Here is a 19,079-nt window from a genome sequence, read left to right as displayed (position 1 = left end):
TTTTTGACTAAGAATATTTCAAATAAGACACTTCAAGATTTAGAATTCACAACAGTTTTAGAACAAGTTGCTGAACATTGTATTACTAATTTAGGAAAAGAAAAGACACTACAAGTTTTGCCTATTTCAAATAAGAGGGATTTATTCTTCGAATTAAATTTAGTAAACGAATACTTATCTTCATTTGAAAATGAAAATAGACTTCCAAATCATTTTTTTGAAGATATTACAGAAGAGACTAAACGATTAGCTATAGAAAATAGTTTTTTAGAAACCGAAGCTTTTTTAAGAGTCGCTACAGTTACTGAAACTGTAAATGAAATGAAAAAGTTTTTAAAAAAATTTCAAACCTACTACCCTACACTGTTTGCATTAAGTGACAAAATAGAACTTACTTCTTTTGTTTCTGATAGTATAAAAGAGGTAATTACTTCTTATGGTAAAGTTGCCGACAACGCCTCTCCTATTTTAAAACAAATAAGAAAAGACATTAACGGTATTCGTGGTAAAATATCAGAAAGTTTTACGCATGCTTTAACTAGAAATATTTCTAATGGTTATTTAGATGATATAAAAGAAACCGTTATAGATAATCAACGGGTTTTAGCCGTTACAGCAATGCATCGTCGAAAAATAAAAGGAAGTTTATTAGGTTCATCAAAATCTGGAAACATTGTTTATATCGCTCCGCAAGCAACCTTAGCCTATAGCCGAGAATTACAAAACTTAATTTACGAAGAGAAACAAGAAGTTATAAAGATATTAAGAGCTTTGGCTAGTAAAATTCATCCTTATACTCCTTTATTAAACGAATACATTACTTTTTTAACTCATTTAGATGTAGTTGGTTCAAAAGCCAAGTATGCAAGAAGTATAAATGGTTTATTACCAAAAATAACAAAAGAGAAGAAAATATTTTTTAAAGATGCCTTTCATCCTGTTTTATGGAAAAAAAATAAAGAACAAAATATAAAGACTTTTTCTCAAACTATTCGATTAGACGAGAAGCAACAAATTATTGTTATTTCAGGACCAAATGCTGGTGGAAAAAGTATTACACTAAAAACTATTGGTTTATTACAGCTTATGTTACAAAGCGGTTTATTAATACCCGTTCATGAACGTAGCGAAACCACTTTATTTAACACTATCTTAACAGATATAGGTGATAATCAATCTATAGAAAACCAACTAAGTACTTATAGCTACAGATTAAAAAACATGCGTTCTTTTTTAAAGAAATGTGATGATAGTACATTGTTTTTAATTGATGAGTTTGGAACAGGTTCTGACCCTGAATTAGGTGGAGCTTTAGCTGAAATTTTCTTAGAAGAGTTTTATGAAAGAAAAGCTTTTGGTATTATCACAACACATTATGCTAATTTAAAAGTATTAGCAAACGAGTTAGATAATGTAACTAACGCAAACATGCAGTTTGATGAACGCACCTTAGAACCTTTATATAATTTATTTATAGGACAAGCAGGTAGTTCTTTTACTTTTGAGGTAGCTCAGAAAAACGGAATTCCATATAGTTTAATTAACAGAGCAAAGAAAAGAGTAGAAACCGAAAAAATAAGGTTAGATAAAACGATATCTAATCTACAAAAAGAACGTAACCGTTTACAAAAAACCTCTGATAGCTTAGTTAAACAAAAATCTAAAGGTCAAGAACACATTGAAAGTTTACAAGAGAAAGAACAAAAATTACAAAGTAAACTTTCTGGTTTTCAAGAACTATACGATAACAATCAACGAATGTTATCTTTAGGTAGAAAAACAAATGAATTATTAAATAAATATTTTCAAACCAATAACAAAAAAGAACTATCTACTGAATTTTTAAAGTGGGTTACTGCAGAAAAAACAAAACACATAAAAAAAAGCCCACTAAAAAAGCTAACTAAAACAGAAAAAAAACAAGATGAAGTTACAGCAAAGAAACAAAAAGAAGCTATAAAAAAAGTAGAAGAAGAAGTACTTCAAAAAGTAATAAAAGTTAGAGCTGAAAAGAAAGAGGAAGCAAAAAAAATAGCAATCGAAAAAGCTGCTTATGCATATCAAATTAATGATCGTGTTCGATTAATTGATGGTACTTCTGTTGGTACAATTGATAAAATTGAAAAGAAAACAGTTTTTATTAATTATGGTGTATTTACCACCAAAGCAAAATTAATACAGTTAGAATTGGTAGAAAAATTTAAAAAAAAGAAATAAATAATAGCCTCTCGATTATTTAATATGGTTTAGTTAAAAATAAAATTATATATTTAGCAAATCAATTTAGTAATTAAATCCCCATTAAATAATGAGAAACTTTTTTCAAGCTTTTCTCGCTTTTTTGATATTTGCTATTATTGCTCAATTTTTTTTTACTAAAAAAGACGAATTAGTAAAAGATAATAATAATAATACGCAAAGCATTAAAGCGAAACCGCTAAATATAATAACTGCTGAAATTTCAGTAAAAAAAGATTCTGTTATAAAAAAGAGTTTTAGTCCTAAATTTAATTATAATTTAACGCTACTAAAATTCAAACATAAATTTATTACCTCTTCAAAAAAAACTAGAGTTCTTTTTCCTAAAAATTTTTATTATTTTAAAGATTCAATCTTAAATTTCTTGAAAAATAATAAGCAAAAAGAAATTATTATTACAGCCAGTTATCTTAAAAATGAAATAACAAAAAACAACTCAAATTTAGGAATGTCTCGTGCTGTTTATTTAAAAAACAAGCTCGTGAAACATGGTATTAATCCAAATAAAATTATTACAAAAAATAAATTAGCTATTTATAAATACGATTCTAATGGCTTCTATGCTGATGGAATTACAATTCAACATCAAAATATACCTATAAAAAAGATAGAACAAACTACAGAAGAATTAAAATAATTATAAACTAAAAAATTACCCAACCATGTTTTTTAACGACATAACTTTATCTTTTTCTATCGAGCTATTTTTTTGGATGTTAGGTTCTTTTTTAATTGGATATTTTTTTGCAATACAATTTTATGATAAAAAAAACTCAAATACCGTAAAAAAGACTACCATAGAAGACAATATACTAGACGAACCTGAAGAGTTAGTTATAAGAGCTATTAAAACTTTTGAGAGAGGTGGTATAGAAATAAAAAGAACAACAAAATTAAATTTTGATTCTATTGGTATTGCTTCAAAAAACGATAAAGATGATTTATGTAAAATTAAAGGAATTGGAACTGTTATTGAAAAAAAATTAAATAGAATAGGAATTTTTACTTATAAACAACTTTCGAACTCTTCTGATATTGACTTAGAAGCAATTACTCGCTTGATTCAGTTTTTTCCTGGAAGAATTGAAAGTGATGACTGGAGAGGTCAAGCCAATAAGCTTTTAAATAACAAAAAATCTTAAGAGGTTTTCTTTTTGGTATATTTGTTTACAATCAAAAAACAAAACCATGAATAAAATTTTCTTAACAATTGTAGCTGCTACTATCTTACTTACCTCATGTAAGCAAGAAAAAAAAGACACCGTTACAGTTCCTACAAAAGAAAACATAGCTTTTAATCAATTCTTAAAAGAGTACAACGAAGGAAAATTAAAACTAAACCCTATCAATGCTACTTTTGCTGGTGACAACCGTTTTAATGATCAATTCCCTAACACACTATCTAGTGCTTATCAGATAAAAAATAACGCTTTTTATAAAAACTACAAATCTCAATTAGCTAATTTTAAAAATATTGACCTCAACCAAAGTCAAAAAATGAGTAAGGCTGTTTTAAATTGGGATTGTGATATGGCTTTAGCACAAGTAAGTTTTAAGAATGACTTTTTAATGCCTATTAACCAAATGTGGACAATTAATTTAACAATGGGTCAATTAGGTAGCGGTAGTAGCGCACAACCTTTTAAAACGGTTAAAGATTACCAAAACTGGTTAAGTAGATTAGCAAAATATAATGTTTGGTTACAAGCTGCAGAAAGTAGGATGAAGCAAGGGATTAAAGAAGGTTATGTATTGCCTAAATCATTAATAAAAAAAATAATTCCCCAGTTTGAATTATTAGCAAATACTCCTTTTGAAAATCACCTATTCAATACACCTTTTAAAGATTTACCTAAAGGTTTTGAACCAGTAGATATTAAAATTATTTCAACACAAATTTATAATCTTTTAGATACTAAATTAATTCCTTCTTTTAAATCAATTTATAATTTCTTAAAAACAGATTATTTAAACGCCGGTAGAGAAAGTAGTGGTATCTCTGATGTTCCTAATGGAGAAGCATATTATAATCATTCTATTAAAAATTATACAACTACAAAAATGACTGCCGATGAAATTCATAAACTTGGTTTAAGTGAAGTTGCTAGAATTTTATCAGAAATGGAAAAAGTAAAAGAACAAGTGGCTTTTAAAGGAAGTTTAAAGGCCTTTTTTAATAATGTTCGAGAGAACAAAAATTTGATGCCTTATACCAACCCTAAACAAATTATCGATAATTTTAATGCAATTCATGAAAAAATGAAACCGCAATTAGAAAAATTATTTGATAATAAACCTGAAACAGATTTTATTGTTAAACAAACAGAAAAGTTTAGAGAAGCTTCTGCGAGTGCTGAATATAACGCTGGTTCTTTAGACGGAACACGTCCTGGAGTTTTTTACACACCAATTCCTGATGCTACAAAGTACAATGTATTTTCAGACGAAGCTTTATTTTTACATGAAGCAATACCAGGGCATCATTATCAAATTTCTTTAACACAAGAAAATAAAGATTTACCTGACTTTAGAAAAACATTATGGTACAGTGCTTATGGTGAGGGCTGGGCTTTATACACCGAAAACTTAGGTAAAGAGTTAGGTTTATATACCGATCCTTATCAGTATTTCGGAATGTTGGGGATGGAAATGCATAGAGCTATTCGTTTAGTTGTTGATACAGGAATACACGCTAAAGGTTGGAGTCGTGAAAAAGCGATTGAATATTCATTAGAAAACGAAGCAGAAAGTAAAGCTAGTATTGTTTCTGAAATTGAACGCTACATGGCAAACCCAGGGCAAGCATTATCTTATAAAATTGGTCAATTAAAAATTAGAGAGTTGCGTGCTAAAGCTAAGAAGGAATTAGGTGATAAGTTTGATATCAGAGAGTTTCATAATCAAGTTTTAGAAACAGGCTGTATCCCTTTAGCCTTGTTAGAAAATAAAATTAATAAATGGATTACAAGTAAAAAGTAATCTTTCTTATTTATTTTTTTTAAAACCTCTTCAGAAATTTCTTAAGAGGTTTTTTTAGTATTTTTAGAGTTCTAAAAGAACATATAATGAAAAAAATATTCTTATTTCTACTTGTATCAAACATAACATTTGCGCAAACTAATACAGAAATACACTTATTTGATATTACTAAAAAAGAAGGTAAATTTATTATCACTAATGGGAAAAATATTTCTAATAACGAAGGTTATGATAGTCAACCACATTTTTATGATGATGAAAATATTTTATTTGCTTCAACAAGAAACAACCAAACTGATATAATTAAATATAATACGAATACAGGAGAAAAAAATTTTATAAATAACACACCAAATGGAAGTGAGTATTCCCCACAAAGAATACCTAGTTCTAAAAATGTATCGGCTGTTAGATTAGATAAAGACGGATTGCAACGCTTTTATCAATACTTTGTCAAAACAGGTAAAAGTAAAGAATTAATCGAAAATTTGGTTGTTGCATATCCATATTGGTATGATAAAAATACTTTAATTTCTTCAGTAATTGTAAATGATACTTTAGAGCTTTTTGTTAGTAATTTAAAAAAGAAAACAAATAGTTCTATTACAAAACAAACAGGGCGTTCTTTACATAAAATACCAAACTCTAACTTAGTGAGTTTCATGAAAAAAAATGGTAAAACATGGGAAGTTTGGTCTTTAAACCCTATAACAAAAGAAACTAAAAAAATTACCTCTACAAGAACTAGAGAAGATATTTGCTGGCTCCCAAATGGAACGATACTGGTCGCTAATCAAAATATGATTTTACAATTTAATCTAAAAAAAGATAAAAACTGGAGTGTTTTTCATAGGTTTAAAGATGAAAACATTAACAATATATCTAGAATTACCGTAAACCATAATGGCACCAAATTAGCTATTGTTGCCGAAGTTTCTCCTAAAATTTTGGCTCAAGAGCAGTTAGAAGGATATAATAAAAGAGACATTGATGCCTTTTTAAAACCATATGCTAAAAACGTAAAGGTATACACTTTTCCTGATAAATTAAACTATAAAGGTATCGATGAAATGCGAAAACGTTATGCCCCAATGTTTGAAAAAACGACCGATTTACATTGTAAAATACTAAATAGAATTGTAAAAGGTACTATAGTTATAGATGAAGAGTTGGTTACTGCAAACGGTAATACATTTAAAGCAGTAGCTATTTATGAAATTACTAATGGTAAAATTAGCTCAGTTAGATTTGTACGTTAATTTATTTTTTAAAATAAAACACATACCTAAAACATTTATTATACTCTATTAGCCATATTAGAAAATTAATATCATAGATTGGCTACCTTAAAGAAACCACTTTTGAATATTCAAAAGTGGTTTCTTTTTTTATTCTCGGAAGATAGAATAAACCATTCGGAAATAATTTCCCTTCTATTAAACTGAAGTAAACTTACTTTGTTTATATAAAAATATACGAACCAAAAACTTTATTAAAAATGGAAAAGAAAAAATTACTTTTAACTATAAGAATCCTTTTAAAAACTATCTAAGCATTACTTATTAAAAAACATTTTAGAAGCTATCTGCTTCTATACAAAACATTAAAATTATGAAAGAAAAAAAAATAATTCTAGGAATTTTATTCGCCTTATTATTCCTAAACAAAGTGGTAGCCCAACAATCATTTAATTGGGGTAATTCAATACCTTATAGTGCCCCTGGAATGGTAGGTGTTAGCTCAGGAAACGATATTGCTAAAGATGAAAATGGTGATTTAATAACCACAGGGTTTTCTTGGGGAAACTCAGATTTTGACCCTAGTCCTACTAATCAGGCATTTTCCAATGGAGATAACTCAGCAAATTTGTACGTACAAAAATTAGATGAAAATGGTAATTATATATGGCATAAAAACTTTGGAAATCAAGGAATCGTTATAGGAAATTCTATTACAACCGATACTAACAATAATATTTATGTTGTAGGTGCTTTTAGTGGAGTATTAGTTTTTGATGCTTCTACAAGCATTACTTCTAATGGGGGTACAGATATCTTTGTTCTAAAATTAAATGCTATTGGAAATGTATTATGGGCAAGAAACTTTGGCCTTTCTGGAGGTGATGATGGACGTTCAATTTTTTTCAATAAAAACACCAATGAATTGTATTTTACAGGAAATTATACAACTGTTCAAACACCATCTTCTGTCACATCCGATTTTTTTCTGTATAAATTAAATCCAATAACTGGCGCGGATATTTGGGTGGAAACTTTTGGTAGTAATAAAAGTGAGTCTAGTTACGGGTTGACTGGAGACGATGCAGGAAACGTATACATGACTGGAACTTACATTCATAAGCTAGATCAACGTGCATTCCCATCAACAAACGTAATTTCAAATTTACTTACTACCCCTTATACTCCTTCTCCTTGGTATGGTATAAATACGTTTGTCTTAAAAATTAATAACGGAGGTCATGTATTATGGGCAAAAGGAATTAACAAAAATAAAAACACTAAGGGCTCTGTAATAGCTAAAGCCATTGAGGTAGATAATAATAACAATGTCTATTTAATTGGTGATTTTAATGGAATTATTGATTTTGACCCAAATAATTCTCAATACGTGACTTCAAACCAAGGACATAAAGATGTATTTATTACCTCTTTAAATAATAATGGAGCATTTAGATGGTTTCAAAGAATTGCAGGTTTAAATAATAATTATGCATATGACAGAGGAAATGCTATTGCTATCGATAATCAAGGAGGAATAGTTGTTGGTGGTCTTTCAGTTAATGGCGGGCTATTTATAGGAAGATATGGTGCTACAGATGGAGCTCTTGGTTGGTTACATAAAGGAGGCGATGGTGGTTCTGTTAAATCAATAGTTATTAATGATTGCGATACTATATTTGCAACTGGAGATCTTTCTGGCACCATCGATTTAAACCCTGATACAAATGTCAACTTTCCTATTAATGCTATCGGGCACACCAATGCTTTTAACCTTTCATGGGGAAATTCAACTACTAATTTTGATACTTCTTTTACATACACCGTATGTACTAATACATTAAGCGTTGTAGGAGCAAACCAACCTTTTGGAGTTAATCCAAATTCAGATTGGTATTTAATTAAATATTACGATCCTAATATACCTAATATGACTCCAGCAACTGTGAGTTCTATTGGCTGGTGGCAACAACCAACTCCTTATATATATAATACAGATGCACTTACATTTAATTATCAATTAGAACCAGGTTGTTTGTATTATGTAAAGCATGGTATGTATTTAAATAATAACTGTGCGCCTTGGCAAGAAGCTAGAGAGTACGGAATTCAGTCTAACTTAATTTCTTGTCGCCTTAAAAACGAAAAACAAGAATTAACGAAATCTAAAAAAGGTATAAATACACTTAAGGTTACTAGTAATGATTTAAAAATATTTCCTAATCCTGCAACAGAAATTTTACAAATAAAATCTACATCATCAAAAGTTACTGCTTATCAAATTTTTGATCTAATAGGTAAAAATATTTCTAGTGGTAAATATAATAATGAACCAATAAATGTTTCAACATTAAAACAAGGAAATTATATTATACAGATAACCACTCCAGAAGGTGTTTACGCTAAGAAATTTATAAAAAAATAAAAGAACTTTATATCTTTTAAGATTATTAAAAATAGAAAACCACCAATTTTTTCATTCAGAAATAATTGGTGGTTTTATTTATATTTAATGTGATTTTCAAAGAACAAACATTCTTATTTTAAAATTTATTCAACTCATTAAAAGACCTTACACATTTAAATTCTTTGTGAAATGGTTTTTTAATAAGTAAATCTGTCCAAAGAACATTAATGTAAAAAAGAAACAAGCAAATAGCATTGTATTAGAAACAGTAATACCTTCAAATAAATTAGGAATTTGAATTCTAGAGAAAAAATCTAAATTAACTTTAGGCATTTTCATCCATGTTAAAGAAGTTCCTCTTGATACATATAAAATACATACTCCTAAAACCCCTACAAGAACAAACCACACTTTTTTTGATATTAAAGCAGTGGCTTTATAAATTTCAGAATTTTCTTTTTGTAATAATGTATCCATCAAATTAGCTGTAAAATCTATTGATGGTGTTTCTATCTTTATTTCCTTAATATACTTTTTAGAAAAAGCATCTAATTCATTTATGTTTTTATCTTCTCCCATAATGATTTATTAATTCGGGTTCAACTTTTTGTTTTACAATATTTAACAACCTTTTTCTAGCCCTATGTAACTTTACTTTTACATTTGCTTCTGAAAAGTCTGTTATAGCTATAATTTCCTTTAAACTCAATTCTTCAAAATAAAACATCCATAAAATAGAACGTTCGTCTTCTGGTAAACTTAACATACATTTATTTATTATCTCTGCACGTTCTTTTCGTTCAATACCTTCTAAAATACCTTCTGTAGATTTTATTTTATTAATTGTAATTTCATCTATAGTATCAGTATTATATTTCTCTTTATTCTTTTTTAAACTATCTAAACAAGTTCTGTAACCAATTTTATACAACCATGTCGAAAACTTTGATTCTCCTTTAAACTTATTTAAATTTTTAAAAGCTTTAATAAAAGTATCCTGAGAAATTTCTTCTGCCTCTTCCCTACTCTTTACCATTTTTAAAGCCAAAGTAAATACCATAACCTTATACTTTTCTATTAAAATAGAAAATGCATTGGTATTACCATTTAGCACTTCATTAATATATGTTTGGTCGTTTTTAGTAGTCATTTTAATCTTTGACTGTATATTGTTTTAAAAGGTTACATTATTTTCGAAAAAAGTTTTTTAATTTTTCTGTAACCTTTTTTATAAGTCTATGGTCATACTTGCAAACACATTAAAAATAATCATTTAAAATTAAAAATATGGAAGTAGCAATTGTATTTATGTTCTTATTCGCAATAATTTTCGGAATCTTTTATTTATTCTACTCTACACGTAATAAAGAGCGTTTAGCATTAATTGAAAAAGGAGTAGATGCTAAAATTTTTATGCAAGGAGAAAGAAAAAAATCAACATTAACAGGAAGAGTAATTGTTTTAAACTTAGCACTACTATTAATGGGAATTGGTTTAGGTGTATTTTTGGCACTTATAATAGATACTTATACAACTATGGATGCTGAAGCTATTTACCCTGCAATGATATTTTTTATGGCTGGATTAGGTTTATTTGCTGGTTTTAACTTAACAAAAAAATTAGATAACGAATAATTAGTAAGCATATTACGTTTTTAAAAAGAGGATGAAATTAAATTTCATCCTCTTTTCTTTTGTATTTTAGTTGTCTAAAATCTATTAAATGAAAAAAATATTCTTTTTTTTATGCTGTTTACTTTCAATAGCAGTACTTCAAGCACAAACAGATACTAAAATGTATGATATTATTAATACAATATCTACTAATAGAATTAAAGCTGATATAACAACTCTTGTTAATTTTGGTACTCGTCATACACTAAGTGATACACTTTCAAACACCAGAGGTATTGGTGCTGCTCGTCGTTGGATTAAATATGAACTAGAAACTATTTCTAAAGATTGTAATAACTGTTTAACTGTTTTTAACCAAAAAGATTTGGTTAAAAAAGGAGCTAATAAAAGAATTACTAAAGATGTTTGGGTTGTTAATGTAGTTGCTATTCAAAAAGGAACAAAAAATCCTAATAATTATATAATTATGAGTGGTGATATTGATTCTAGAATTACTGATCCTAATAATTATACTGATGATGCTCCTGGCGCAAATGATAACGCTTCTGGTATAGCTGGTACAATTGAAGCTGCTCGTATATTAAGCAAGTATAAATTTGATAATAGTATTGTCTATGTTGGTTTATCCGGTGAAGAACAAGGTTTGTTCGGAGGAAAAGGCTTAGCTAATTATGCGAAAAACAAGAATTGGAATATCATCGGCGTTATTAATAATGATATGATTGGTAATATAAAAGGTGTAGATGGCGTAATAGATAATCGCACATTTAGAATTTTTTCTGAACCAACACCAACTACCGAAACTGAACAACAACGAAAAGCACGTCGATTTTATGGTGGTGAAGTTGATGGAATTTCTCGTCAGTTAGCTCGTTACGTTTATAAAACTACCAAAACATATATGCCTGAGATGAATCCTAAAATGATTTATCGTTTAGACAGGTTTGGTCGTGGCGGACATCATCGCCCTTTTAACGATGCTGGTTTTTCAGGTATCAGAATTATGGAAGCTCATGAAAATTACACACAACAACATCAAAATATTCGTATAGAAAATGGCATTGAATATGGTGATAGACTTAAGTTTGTGAATTTTAATTATGTTAAAAAATTAACTGCTGTTAATGCTATTAATTTAGCAAGTATCGCATCTGCCCCTCCTTCTCCCAAAAATGTAGCTATTGGAGGAATTGTAGAAGCTGCTGCAAAATTAAAATGGGATAAAGTTTCAAATGTAAAAGGCTACAAAATTTATTGGAGAGATACTACTTCTCCTACTTGGGATAATAGTAGGTATGTGAAAAATAATATTAATGAATTTACTTTAGAAGGAATTGTACTTGACAATTACTTTTTTGGAGTTGCTGCTGTTGGTGAAAACGGACATGAAAGCATCGTTAGTTTTCCTTCAAAAATTATTAGAAAATAATGGCTTCTAAAAAGATTCAACTCTATTTTAAAACGGATATCGAATGGAGAACTTGGCTTTCAGAAAATTATGATAAATACCAGGGTATATATCTTATATTTTATAAAGTTGAAAACCCTGAACCTTCAATGCGTTGGGAGGAAGCTGTTAAAGTTGCTTTATGCTACGGGTGGATAGATTCTACCGTAAAAAGTTTAGGAGATGGTAAACGTCAACAATACTTTTGTCCTAGAAAACCTAAAAGTGTTTGGAGTGCTTTAAATAAAAAATACATCATAGAATTAACTACAAATAAATTAATTCATGAAACTGGCGTGAAATCTGTAGAAATTGCCAAAAAAAATGGTTCTTGGACAGCTTTAGATAATGTAGATAATTTAATTATTCCTGATGATCTACAAATTGAGTTTGATAAAAACTCAATAGCTTTTAACAACTATAACAAATTTGCAAAATCATATAAAAAAGGATACTTATATTGGTTAGATCAAGCAAAGAGAGAAACAACACGTTTAAAAAGAATTACAGAAATCATTCGACTTTGTGAAGAGAATATAAAAATGAGAGGAACATGGTAAAGGTTTTAATTACTGGTGGAACAGGTTTGGTTGGAAAATATCTTCAAAAAAAATTAAAAGATAAAAATTACGAAGTTGCTATTCTTACCCGTACTCCTACTTTAAAAAATGAGTTTGGATGGAATATTACGGAAGAATATATTGATGATAATGCCTTTAAAAACATTACACATATTATTCATTTAGCTGGTGCAGGAATTGCTGATAAACGTTGGACGAATAAACGTAAAAAAGAACTTATTAATAGTAGAGTACTATCTACAGATTTGTTACTTAAAAAAGTAAAAGAATTAAATATTGATTTGAAAGGTTTTATTTCGGCATCAGGAATTGGCTATTATGGTGCTGTTACTTCACCACAAATTTTCACAGAAACCGATGCTCCTGAAAATGATTTTATTTCTAAAGTTTGTGTTGAATGGGAAAAGTCTGCACTTAATTTTAACCAATTAAATGTTCCTGTAACTATTTTACGTACCGGAGTTGTACTTGCTAAATCAGGTGGAGCTTTATCTAAAATGAATACTCCTTTGTTTTTAGCTGCATTAGGAAACGGAAAACAATACATGCCATGGATTCATATTGATGATTTATGTAATCTTTATATAAAAGCTATAAAAGACACTAATTTTACAGGAATATACAATGCTATAGCTCCAGAGCATCATACTAATGAAACTTTTACCAAAACAATAGCTGAAGTTATTAATAAACCAATGTTCCCATTTAAAGCACCTTCTTTTATATTAAAAGTAATTTTAGGTGAAATGTCGAGTATCCTTATTAAAGGTAGTAGAGTTTCATCAAAAAAAGTAAATGAATTATACTCTTTTAACTTTCCTAATTTAAAGACTTCCTTAAAAAATATTTATAACAATGAATAATAAACTAATAAATCCAGTTTGGCATTCTTTAAATGAAACTCATAAAAAATTTGCTATCAATTATGATGGTGTGCAATTTTATGACCCTGAAATTTGTCCTTTTGGTGCATTCTCAGATATATCAAAAACAGCGAATGCTTTAAATGAGTATGCAAAACTTACTGATAGTTTCTTCTTAGTAACCGAAAATGAAACTCCAATTTTTGATGATAGATTTGTTTCTTTAGATAGAAAAATTGACGGTTGTCAAATGGTATTGCAAAGTTTAATTGAAGTGGATATTACTGAAAACATTGTTCCACTTACAAACGAACATATTAACGAAATATATAATTTAGTTTGGTTGGTAATGCCTGGATACTTCAAAAAAAGAACTTTTGAAATGGGAGATTTTTTTGGGATTTTTAAAGACAATAAATTAGTTTCTATTACTGGCCAGCGTATGCAAACTAATGACTTTGTAGAAATTAGTGCTGTAGTTACACATCCTGAATACACTCGTAGAGGATACGCTAAACAATTAACAACTCATGTTACCAAAGAAATTATAAAAGATAATAAACATCCTATTTTACACACTACAAAAGGAAATAGTGCAATTCCCCTTTATGAAAAATTAGGTTATAAATTAACTCGTGATATGAATTGGTGGCATTTTAATAGAAAATAAAAAAGGCTTAAGAAATTTCTTAAGCCTTTTTAGTAAAATATAGTTTAATTTAAAAATCTTGATTTACATCCCAAGATTCTAATATTTCTTTTAATGTTTTTATAAACATTCCTCCTAAAGCACCATTAACAACTCTATGGTCATAAGAGTGTGCTACAATCATTCTTTGACGAATACCTATAAAGTCTCCCTCTGGTGTTTCAATTACTGCAGGTTTCTTTACAATAGCTCCTAAGGCTAAAATAGCTACTTGTGGTTGGTTTATAATTGGTGTTCCTGTAATACTTCCAAAACTACCTACATTTGTTACGGTATAAGTACCACCTTGAATATCGTCTGGCTTTAATTTATTAGCACGTGAACGTCCTGCTAAATCATTTACTTGTTTAGTCATACCAACTAAACTTAATTGATCAGCGTTTTTAATTACTGGTACAATTAAATTACCATCAGGTAAAGCTGCTGCCATACCTAAATTAACATTTCCTCTTTTAATGATTTTATCACCATCAACAGCAATATTAATCATTGGGTGTTTTTTTATTGTTTGTGCAACTGCTTGCATAAAGATTGGAGTAAATGTTAACTTTTCTCCTTCTCTTTTTTGGTAAGCGTTTTTTACTTTATTTCTCCAAGTAACAATATTTGTAACATCTATTTCAATAAACGACTGAACATGAGCTGAGGTTTGTACAGAGTCAACCATATGTTTGGCTACTAATTTACCCATACGACTCATTTCAATAATCTCGTCTTGTCCGCTTAATGTAACAGGTGCTGCTTGAGCTTTGGCTTTCGGCTTTTCTACTTTTGCAGGAGATACAACAGCTTTTGGCTGACTTCCTCTATTTTCTATATAAGAAAGCATATCTGCTTTAGTTACTCTTCCTTCTTTACCTGTCCCTTTTATTTTTTCTAATTCTTCAAGAAAAATACCTTCAGTTTTTGCTATATTTTTTACTAAAGGTGAATAAAAACGATCACTAGATGAAGTATCAATTGCTTCTGAAGTAGTATCTTTAGCAACTTCTATCGATTTTTCAACCGCAACAACTGCCTCTTTTACTTCTACATTAGCTGATGAACTATCGTTTGTTGTTTCTGTACCACCTTCTGTTTCTATAATAGCGATAGTTTGTCCTACCTGAATAACAGTGTCTTTTTCAAATAATATTTCAACTAGAGTTCCTTCAACTTCACTAGGCACTTCACTATCTACTTTATCGGTTGCTACTTCAACAACTGTTTCATCAATATCAATAGTTTCTCCAATCTCTTTAACCCAAGATGTAATAGTTGCTTCAGCAACACTTTCTCCCATTTTAGGTAACTTCAATTCGTATCTAGCCATAATGTAAAATTTTTAAACGTTTGCGAAGTTACTAAAAACCTAGCATTTTTTTCAACTTTTAGCGACTAAAAAAACACTGTGATTTATTTTTATTTGAACAATTCATAAAAAACAGCTCATAATTAAGATTTTATTAAACTAAAACTCGCTAAATCAATTTTATTTTAAATATTTCGCATTAAAAACAACTTTACTGATTATCAGTACATACTATTTAATAGTAAGCACTATTGTATCCAGTCTTTAGGAGTTGCTAAAACCTCAAGTAATTTTGCTTCTTCACTTCCTTTTTCAGGATGATGATTATATTTCCATTGTACAACTGGTGGTAAACTCATTAAAATACTTTCTATGCGTCCATTTGTTTTTAATCCAAATAAGGTTCCTCTATCATGCACTAAATTAAACTCTACATAACGACCTCTTCTAACTTCTTGCCAATCTTTATGCTCTTGAGTATATATTATATCTTTTCTTTTTTCTGCAATGGGCACATATGAATTCAAAAAACTATTTCCGACCTCGGTTACAAAATCATATCTGTCTTGCATTGAAAACTCATCAGTTTCTTTTAAATAATCAAAGAATAAACCTCCTATTCCGCGAGCTTCATTACGGTGATCATTCCAAAAATAGGTATCACATGTTTCTTTAAACTTCGGGTAAAACTCAGCACTATGCTTATCACAAGCGTCTTTACAAACTGAATGAAAATGAGTTGCATCTTCGTTAAATAAGTAATAAGGTGTTAAATCTTGACCTCCACCAAACCATTGAGTTACAATATTCCCTTCTCCGTCATACATTTCAAAATAACGCCAATTTGCATGTACTGTAGGTACAAATGGATTTTTCGGGTGTAGCACTAAACTTAATCCACAGGCAAAGAAATCACCGCTATCTACCCCAAACTGTTTACGTAAAGCTTCTGGTAACTCACCAAATACCTTAGAAATATTAACTCCTCCTTTTTCAAATATATTTCCATTTTCTATTACACGTGTTCTTCCTCCACCTCCTTCTGTACGCTTCCAGTTATCTTCGTTAAACTTTGCAACACCATCAACTTCTTCAAGTTTAGAAGTTATACTATCTTGTAAATTTTGAATATATGTGTAAAACTGATCTTTCATTTATTTAATTCTTGGTAAGCAAAAATACTTATTCTAATAATTCTTTTCTTTTAATATTCTTAATAGTTTCTGTAGTTGCTGCTGTTACTGACAATGGTAAAACTAAAATAACTCCAATAATTGGTATTAATAAAAATAACATAAATACAATACCATTACCTATTGCTAATCCTTTATTGTTTTTTACAAATTGAATACTCTCTTTATATTTAAAATGACGTTCTAAAGTATAATCCATATTTCCAAAACCAGCATAATATGCTTGCATAAGAAATAACAATACTGTCGATAGTATACCTATAACTGGTATTATACCAATTAGTAAGATTGGAATTGTTAAAAAAAGCTCTCTTAAAAGATTTCTTACATTTATTCTTATACCTCTTATTAGCTGTTCTTGAAATGAAGTTATTCTATGCTCATGTTTTTCTTCGCTTAAATGAGCTTCAATTTTTTCTGATACTGGACTCATAAAAGGAGCCGATAAAGCCATTACAATGTGCTTGTATAAAACTAAGCCAATAACAACTATTAATACCCCACTAAAGAAAGTACTAATCATTTCAAATACACTCCTTCCAAATTCCCATTTCCAAAAACTAGAAACATAATGTCCAACGTTATCAGATAAACTATAGGCTAGAATTATTATTAAAGTTGATATTAAAACACTAATCGTTATTGGTATAATAAAGTACTTCCATAATTTTAACTTCGATATTAATTGAAATGCTCCGAAATAAGCTTTTACTCCTTTTATTATATTTTTAATCATATTTATTTTTTTGTCTAAAGTAAAAAACCTCTTTCCGATAAGAAAGAGGTTTTTTATATTTTTTATAAAAATCTATTTAACTACATGTTTAATAAAATCATCTAGTTCTTTTTCATTAATTTTATTAGCTTCATCTTTAGATCTACTTTTAGTTGGAGTTAAAGCACCTCTTTTAAAATCTAATATTTTTTTGTTTTCTGTTATTAAATACGCTGAAGGATAATCTAATTTATGAATAAACCCAGAAATTCTTATTGAAGATTTATTTTTTAATTTTTCTTTAGATGGAACTAAGAATATTCTTTTATCTAGTTTTTCTGCCATTCTTTTAACACCTTTTTCCATATCCCAAAAAAGCATTATAAATTTCACTTTACCATCATATTTTTCTACCATTTTATTCAATGCAGGTATTTCTCCCCAACAAGGTGCACACCAGGTAGCAGCCGTAAGTAAAACAATAGGTACATTAATGTCTTTTGTACTAATCGTTTCTCCGTTTATTGATGTAAAATCATAATTAGAAATATACTTATCTTTTATGCAATTATACACAACATCATCTAGCATTGCCGCATCTGTGCTTGATGTCGTTATACAATCATCTACTATATCTTTATAATATATTTTCTTTTGTGAGAAAGTTTGTGTTACAAACAACAAGGTTAATAAAAGTAATAATTTATTCATTTTCAGTAATTTAAAGGGATTAAATTAGACTTTGTACTCTTTTACCGCATCTACAAATGCCTTTGCATTTTCAAGCGGAATATTAGGTAAAATTCCGTGCCCTAAGTTAACAATATATTTATCTTTACCAAACTCATTTATCATTTGGTGTACCATTCTTTTAATTTCATCTGGTGGAGACAATAATCTAGAGGGGTCAAAATTACCTTGCAATGTAATATTCCCACCTGATAAATAACGTGCATTTCTAGCTGAACAGGTCCAATCTATTCCTAAAGCTGACGCATTTGATTTAGCCATTTTGTCTAAAGCAAACCAACATCCTTTTCCGAAAGCTATAACTGGCGCATCATCTTTTAATGCTTCTATTATTTGATTAATGTATTGCCATGAAAATTCATGATAGTCAGTTGGAGATAACATTCCTCCCCAAGAATCAAAAATCTGAACAGCATTTACACCTGCTTTTACTTTTGCTTTTAAATAAGCAATTGTGGTCTCTGTTATCTTACTAAGCAATTGGTGTGCCAAAACTGGTTTTGTAAAACAAAATTCTTTTGCCTTATCGAAATTTTTAGAACCTTGACCTTGCACTACATAACATAATATTGTCCATGGAGATCCTGCAAAACCTATTAAAGGAACCTCATCATTTAACTTTTCTTTGGTTGCTTTTATAGCTTCCATCACATAACCTAAAGATTCATTAACATCAGGTACTATTACAGTATCTAACCCTTTTTGATCTCTAATTGGGTTTGGTAAATAAGGGCCAAAATCTGGTTTCATTTGCACCTCGATATTCATAGCTTGTGGAATTACTAAAATATCAGAAAATAAAATAGCAGCATCCATACCATACCTTCTAATAGGTTGTACAGTAATTTCTGATGCTAGTTCTGGTGTTTGACAACGTGTAAAGAAATCATATTTCTTTTTGATTTCTTGAAATTCTGGTAAATATCTTCCTGCTTGACGCATCATCCATACTGGTGGGCGATCAACAGTTTCTCCTTTTAATGCTCTTAAAAATAAATCGTTTTTTATCATC

General features: G+C 29.0%; 18 protein-coding genes. 11 read left to right on the top strand and 7 right to left on the bottom strand.

Going from position 1 to position 19,079, the window contains the following annotated elements; translation table 11 throughout:
* The first annotated feature begins 3 nt into the window (after window positions 1-3).
* From CXF68_RS12570 to CXF68_RS12545, 6 genes are all read left to right on the top strand, one after another.
* Window positions 4-2,217, top strand: coding sequence for a DNA mismatch repair protein MutS (locus CXF68_RS12570; RefSeq protein ID WP_101045192.1), 2,214 nt, complete (start codon window positions 4-6; stop codon window positions 2,215-2,217).
* A 91-nt stretch (window positions 2,218-2,308) separates the two neighbouring features.
* Window positions 2,309-2,896, top strand: a complete 588-nt coding sequence (locus CXF68_RS12565) for an OmpA family protein (protein ID WP_101045191.1) — start codon at window positions 2,309-2,311, stop codon at window positions 2,894-2,896.
* A gap of 25 nt (window positions 2,897-2,921) precedes the next feature.
* A complete protein-coding gene (locus CXF68_RS12560) occupies window positions 2,922-3,401 on the top strand; it encodes a hypothetical protein (RefSeq protein ID WP_157821928.1) in 480 nt (159 codons plus the stop codon).
* 46 nt (window positions 3,402-3,447) lie between these two features.
* Window positions 3,448-5,238: a DUF885 family protein gene (locus CXF68_RS12555; protein WP_101045183.1), complete on the top strand. Its 1,791-nt coding sequence runs from the start codon at window positions 3,448-3,450 to the stop codon at window positions 5,236-5,238.
* An 86-nt stretch (window positions 5,239-5,324) separates the two neighbouring features.
* On the top strand, window positions 5,325-6,497 hold the full coding sequence (locus CXF68_RS20855; protein ID WP_198553813.1) for a nuclear transport factor 2 family protein: 1,173 nt from the start codon (window positions 5,325-5,327) through the stop codon (window positions 6,495-6,497).
* Window positions 6,498-6,849: 352 nt separating this feature from the next.
* On the top strand, window positions 6,850-8,901 hold the full coding sequence (locus CXF68_RS12545) for a T9SS type A sorting domain-containing protein (RefSeq protein WP_101045182.1): 2,052 nt from the start codon (window positions 6,850-6,852) through the stop codon (window positions 8,899-8,901).
* A gap of 147 nt (window positions 8,902-9,048) precedes the next feature.
* Here CXF68_RS12545 and CXF68_RS12540 read toward each other — a convergent pair whose 3' ends face one another.
* Together CXF68_RS12540 and CXF68_RS12535 are read right to left on the bottom strand one after the other, a co-directional pair.
* Complete coding sequence (locus CXF68_RS12540) at window positions 9,049-9,462, bottom strand: hypothetical protein (RefSeq protein ID WP_101045181.1); 414 nt, start codon at window positions 9,460-9,462, stop codon at window positions 9,049-9,051.
* Window positions 9,449-10,033, bottom strand: coding sequence for an RNA polymerase sigma factor (locus CXF68_RS12535; RefSeq protein WP_101045179.1), 585 nt, complete (start codon window positions 10,031-10,033; stop codon window positions 9,449-9,451). The genes CXF68_RS12540 and CXF68_RS12535 overlap by 14 nt, the downstream gene beginning before the upstream one ends.
* A 137-nt stretch (window positions 10,034-10,170) precedes the next feature.
* On the opposite strand from CXF68_RS12535, the gene CXF68_RS12530 reads away from it, so the two are divergent.
* The 5 genes from CXF68_RS12530 to CXF68_RS12510 all read left to right on the top strand — a co-directional run bounded on the left by CXF68_RS12530 (window position 10,171) and on the right by CXF68_RS12510 (window position 14,079).
* Window positions 10,171-10,518: a DUF6249 domain-containing protein gene (locus CXF68_RS12530; RefSeq protein WP_101045175.1), complete on the top strand. Its 348-nt coding sequence runs from the start codon at window positions 10,171-10,173 to the stop codon at window positions 10,516-10,518.
* 88 nt (window positions 10,519-10,606) lie between these two features.
* Window positions 10,607-11,947, top strand: coding sequence for a M28 family metallopeptidase (locus CXF68_RS12525; RefSeq protein WP_101045174.1), 1,341 nt, complete (start codon window positions 10,607-10,609; stop codon window positions 11,945-11,947).
* Complete coding sequence (locus tag CXF68_RS12520) at window positions 11,947-12,525, top strand: YdeI family protein (protein ID WP_101045173.1); 579 nt, start codon at window positions 11,947-11,949, stop codon at window positions 12,523-12,525. The genes CXF68_RS12525 and CXF68_RS12520 overlap by 1 nt, the downstream gene beginning before the upstream one ends.
* Complete coding sequence (locus tag CXF68_RS12515) at window positions 12,519-13,409, top strand: TIGR01777 family oxidoreductase (protein ID WP_101045171.1); 891 nt, start codon at window positions 12,519-12,521, stop codon at window positions 13,407-13,409. The genes CXF68_RS12520 and CXF68_RS12515 overlap by 7 nt, the downstream gene beginning before the upstream one ends.
* A complete protein-coding gene (locus tag CXF68_RS12510) occupies window positions 13,402-14,079 on the top strand; it encodes a GNAT family N-acetyltransferase (protein ID WP_101045169.1) in 678 nt (225 codons plus the stop codon). Before CXF68_RS12515 ends, CXF68_RS12510 begins: the two co-directional genes overlap by 8 nt.
* Window positions 14,080-14,128: 49 nt before the next feature.
* On the opposite strand, the gene CXF68_RS12505 is transcribed toward CXF68_RS12510, so the two are convergent.
* The 5 genes from CXF68_RS12505 to hemE all read right to left on the bottom strand — a co-directional run bounded on the left by CXF68_RS12505 (window position 14,129) and on the right by hemE (window position 19,078).
* Window positions 14,129-15,430, bottom strand: a complete 1,302-nt coding sequence (locus CXF68_RS12505) for a dihydrolipoamide acetyltransferase family protein (RefSeq protein WP_101045167.1) — start codon at window positions 15,428-15,430, stop codon at window positions 14,129-14,131.
* A 227-nt stretch (window positions 15,431-15,657) separates the two neighbouring features.
* Window positions 15,658-16,563, bottom strand: a complete 906-nt coding sequence (hemF, locus tag CXF68_RS12500; protein ID WP_101045166.1) for an oxygen-dependent coproporphyrinogen oxidase — start codon at window positions 16,561-16,563, stop codon at window positions 15,658-15,660.
* Window positions 16,564-16,591: 28 nt separating this feature from the next.
* Window positions 16,592-17,338 carry an EI24 domain-containing protein gene (locus CXF68_RS12495; protein ID WP_101045165.1) on the bottom strand — a complete coding sequence of 249 codons (747 nt, stop codon included), beginning with the start codon at window positions 17,336-17,338 and terminating at the stop codon, window positions 16,592-16,594.
* Window positions 17,339-17,410: 72 nt separating this feature from the next.
* Window positions 17,411-18,028 carry a thioredoxin family protein gene (locus CXF68_RS12490; RefSeq protein WP_101045164.1) on the bottom strand — a complete coding sequence of 206 codons (618 nt, stop codon included), beginning with the start codon at window positions 18,026-18,028 and terminating at the stop codon, window positions 17,411-17,413.
* Window positions 18,029-18,052: 24 nt separating this feature from the next.
* Window positions 18,053-19,078 (bottom strand): uroporphyrinogen decarboxylase, encoded by a 1,026-nt coding sequence (gene hemE, locus CXF68_RS12485; protein ID WP_101045163.1) that lies wholly within the window; start codon window positions 19,076-19,078, stop codon window positions 18,053-18,055.
* Between the last annotated feature and the right edge of the window lies 1 nt (window position 19,079).

It is taken from the genome of Tenacibaculum sp. Bg11-29 (assembly GCF_002836595.1).
In the GTDB taxonomy this organism is placed as follows: Bacteria; Bacteroidota; Bacteroidia; order Flavobacteriales; family Flavobacteriaceae; genus Polaribacter.
This window is presented reverse-complemented; position numbering and strand designations above follow the sequence as displayed.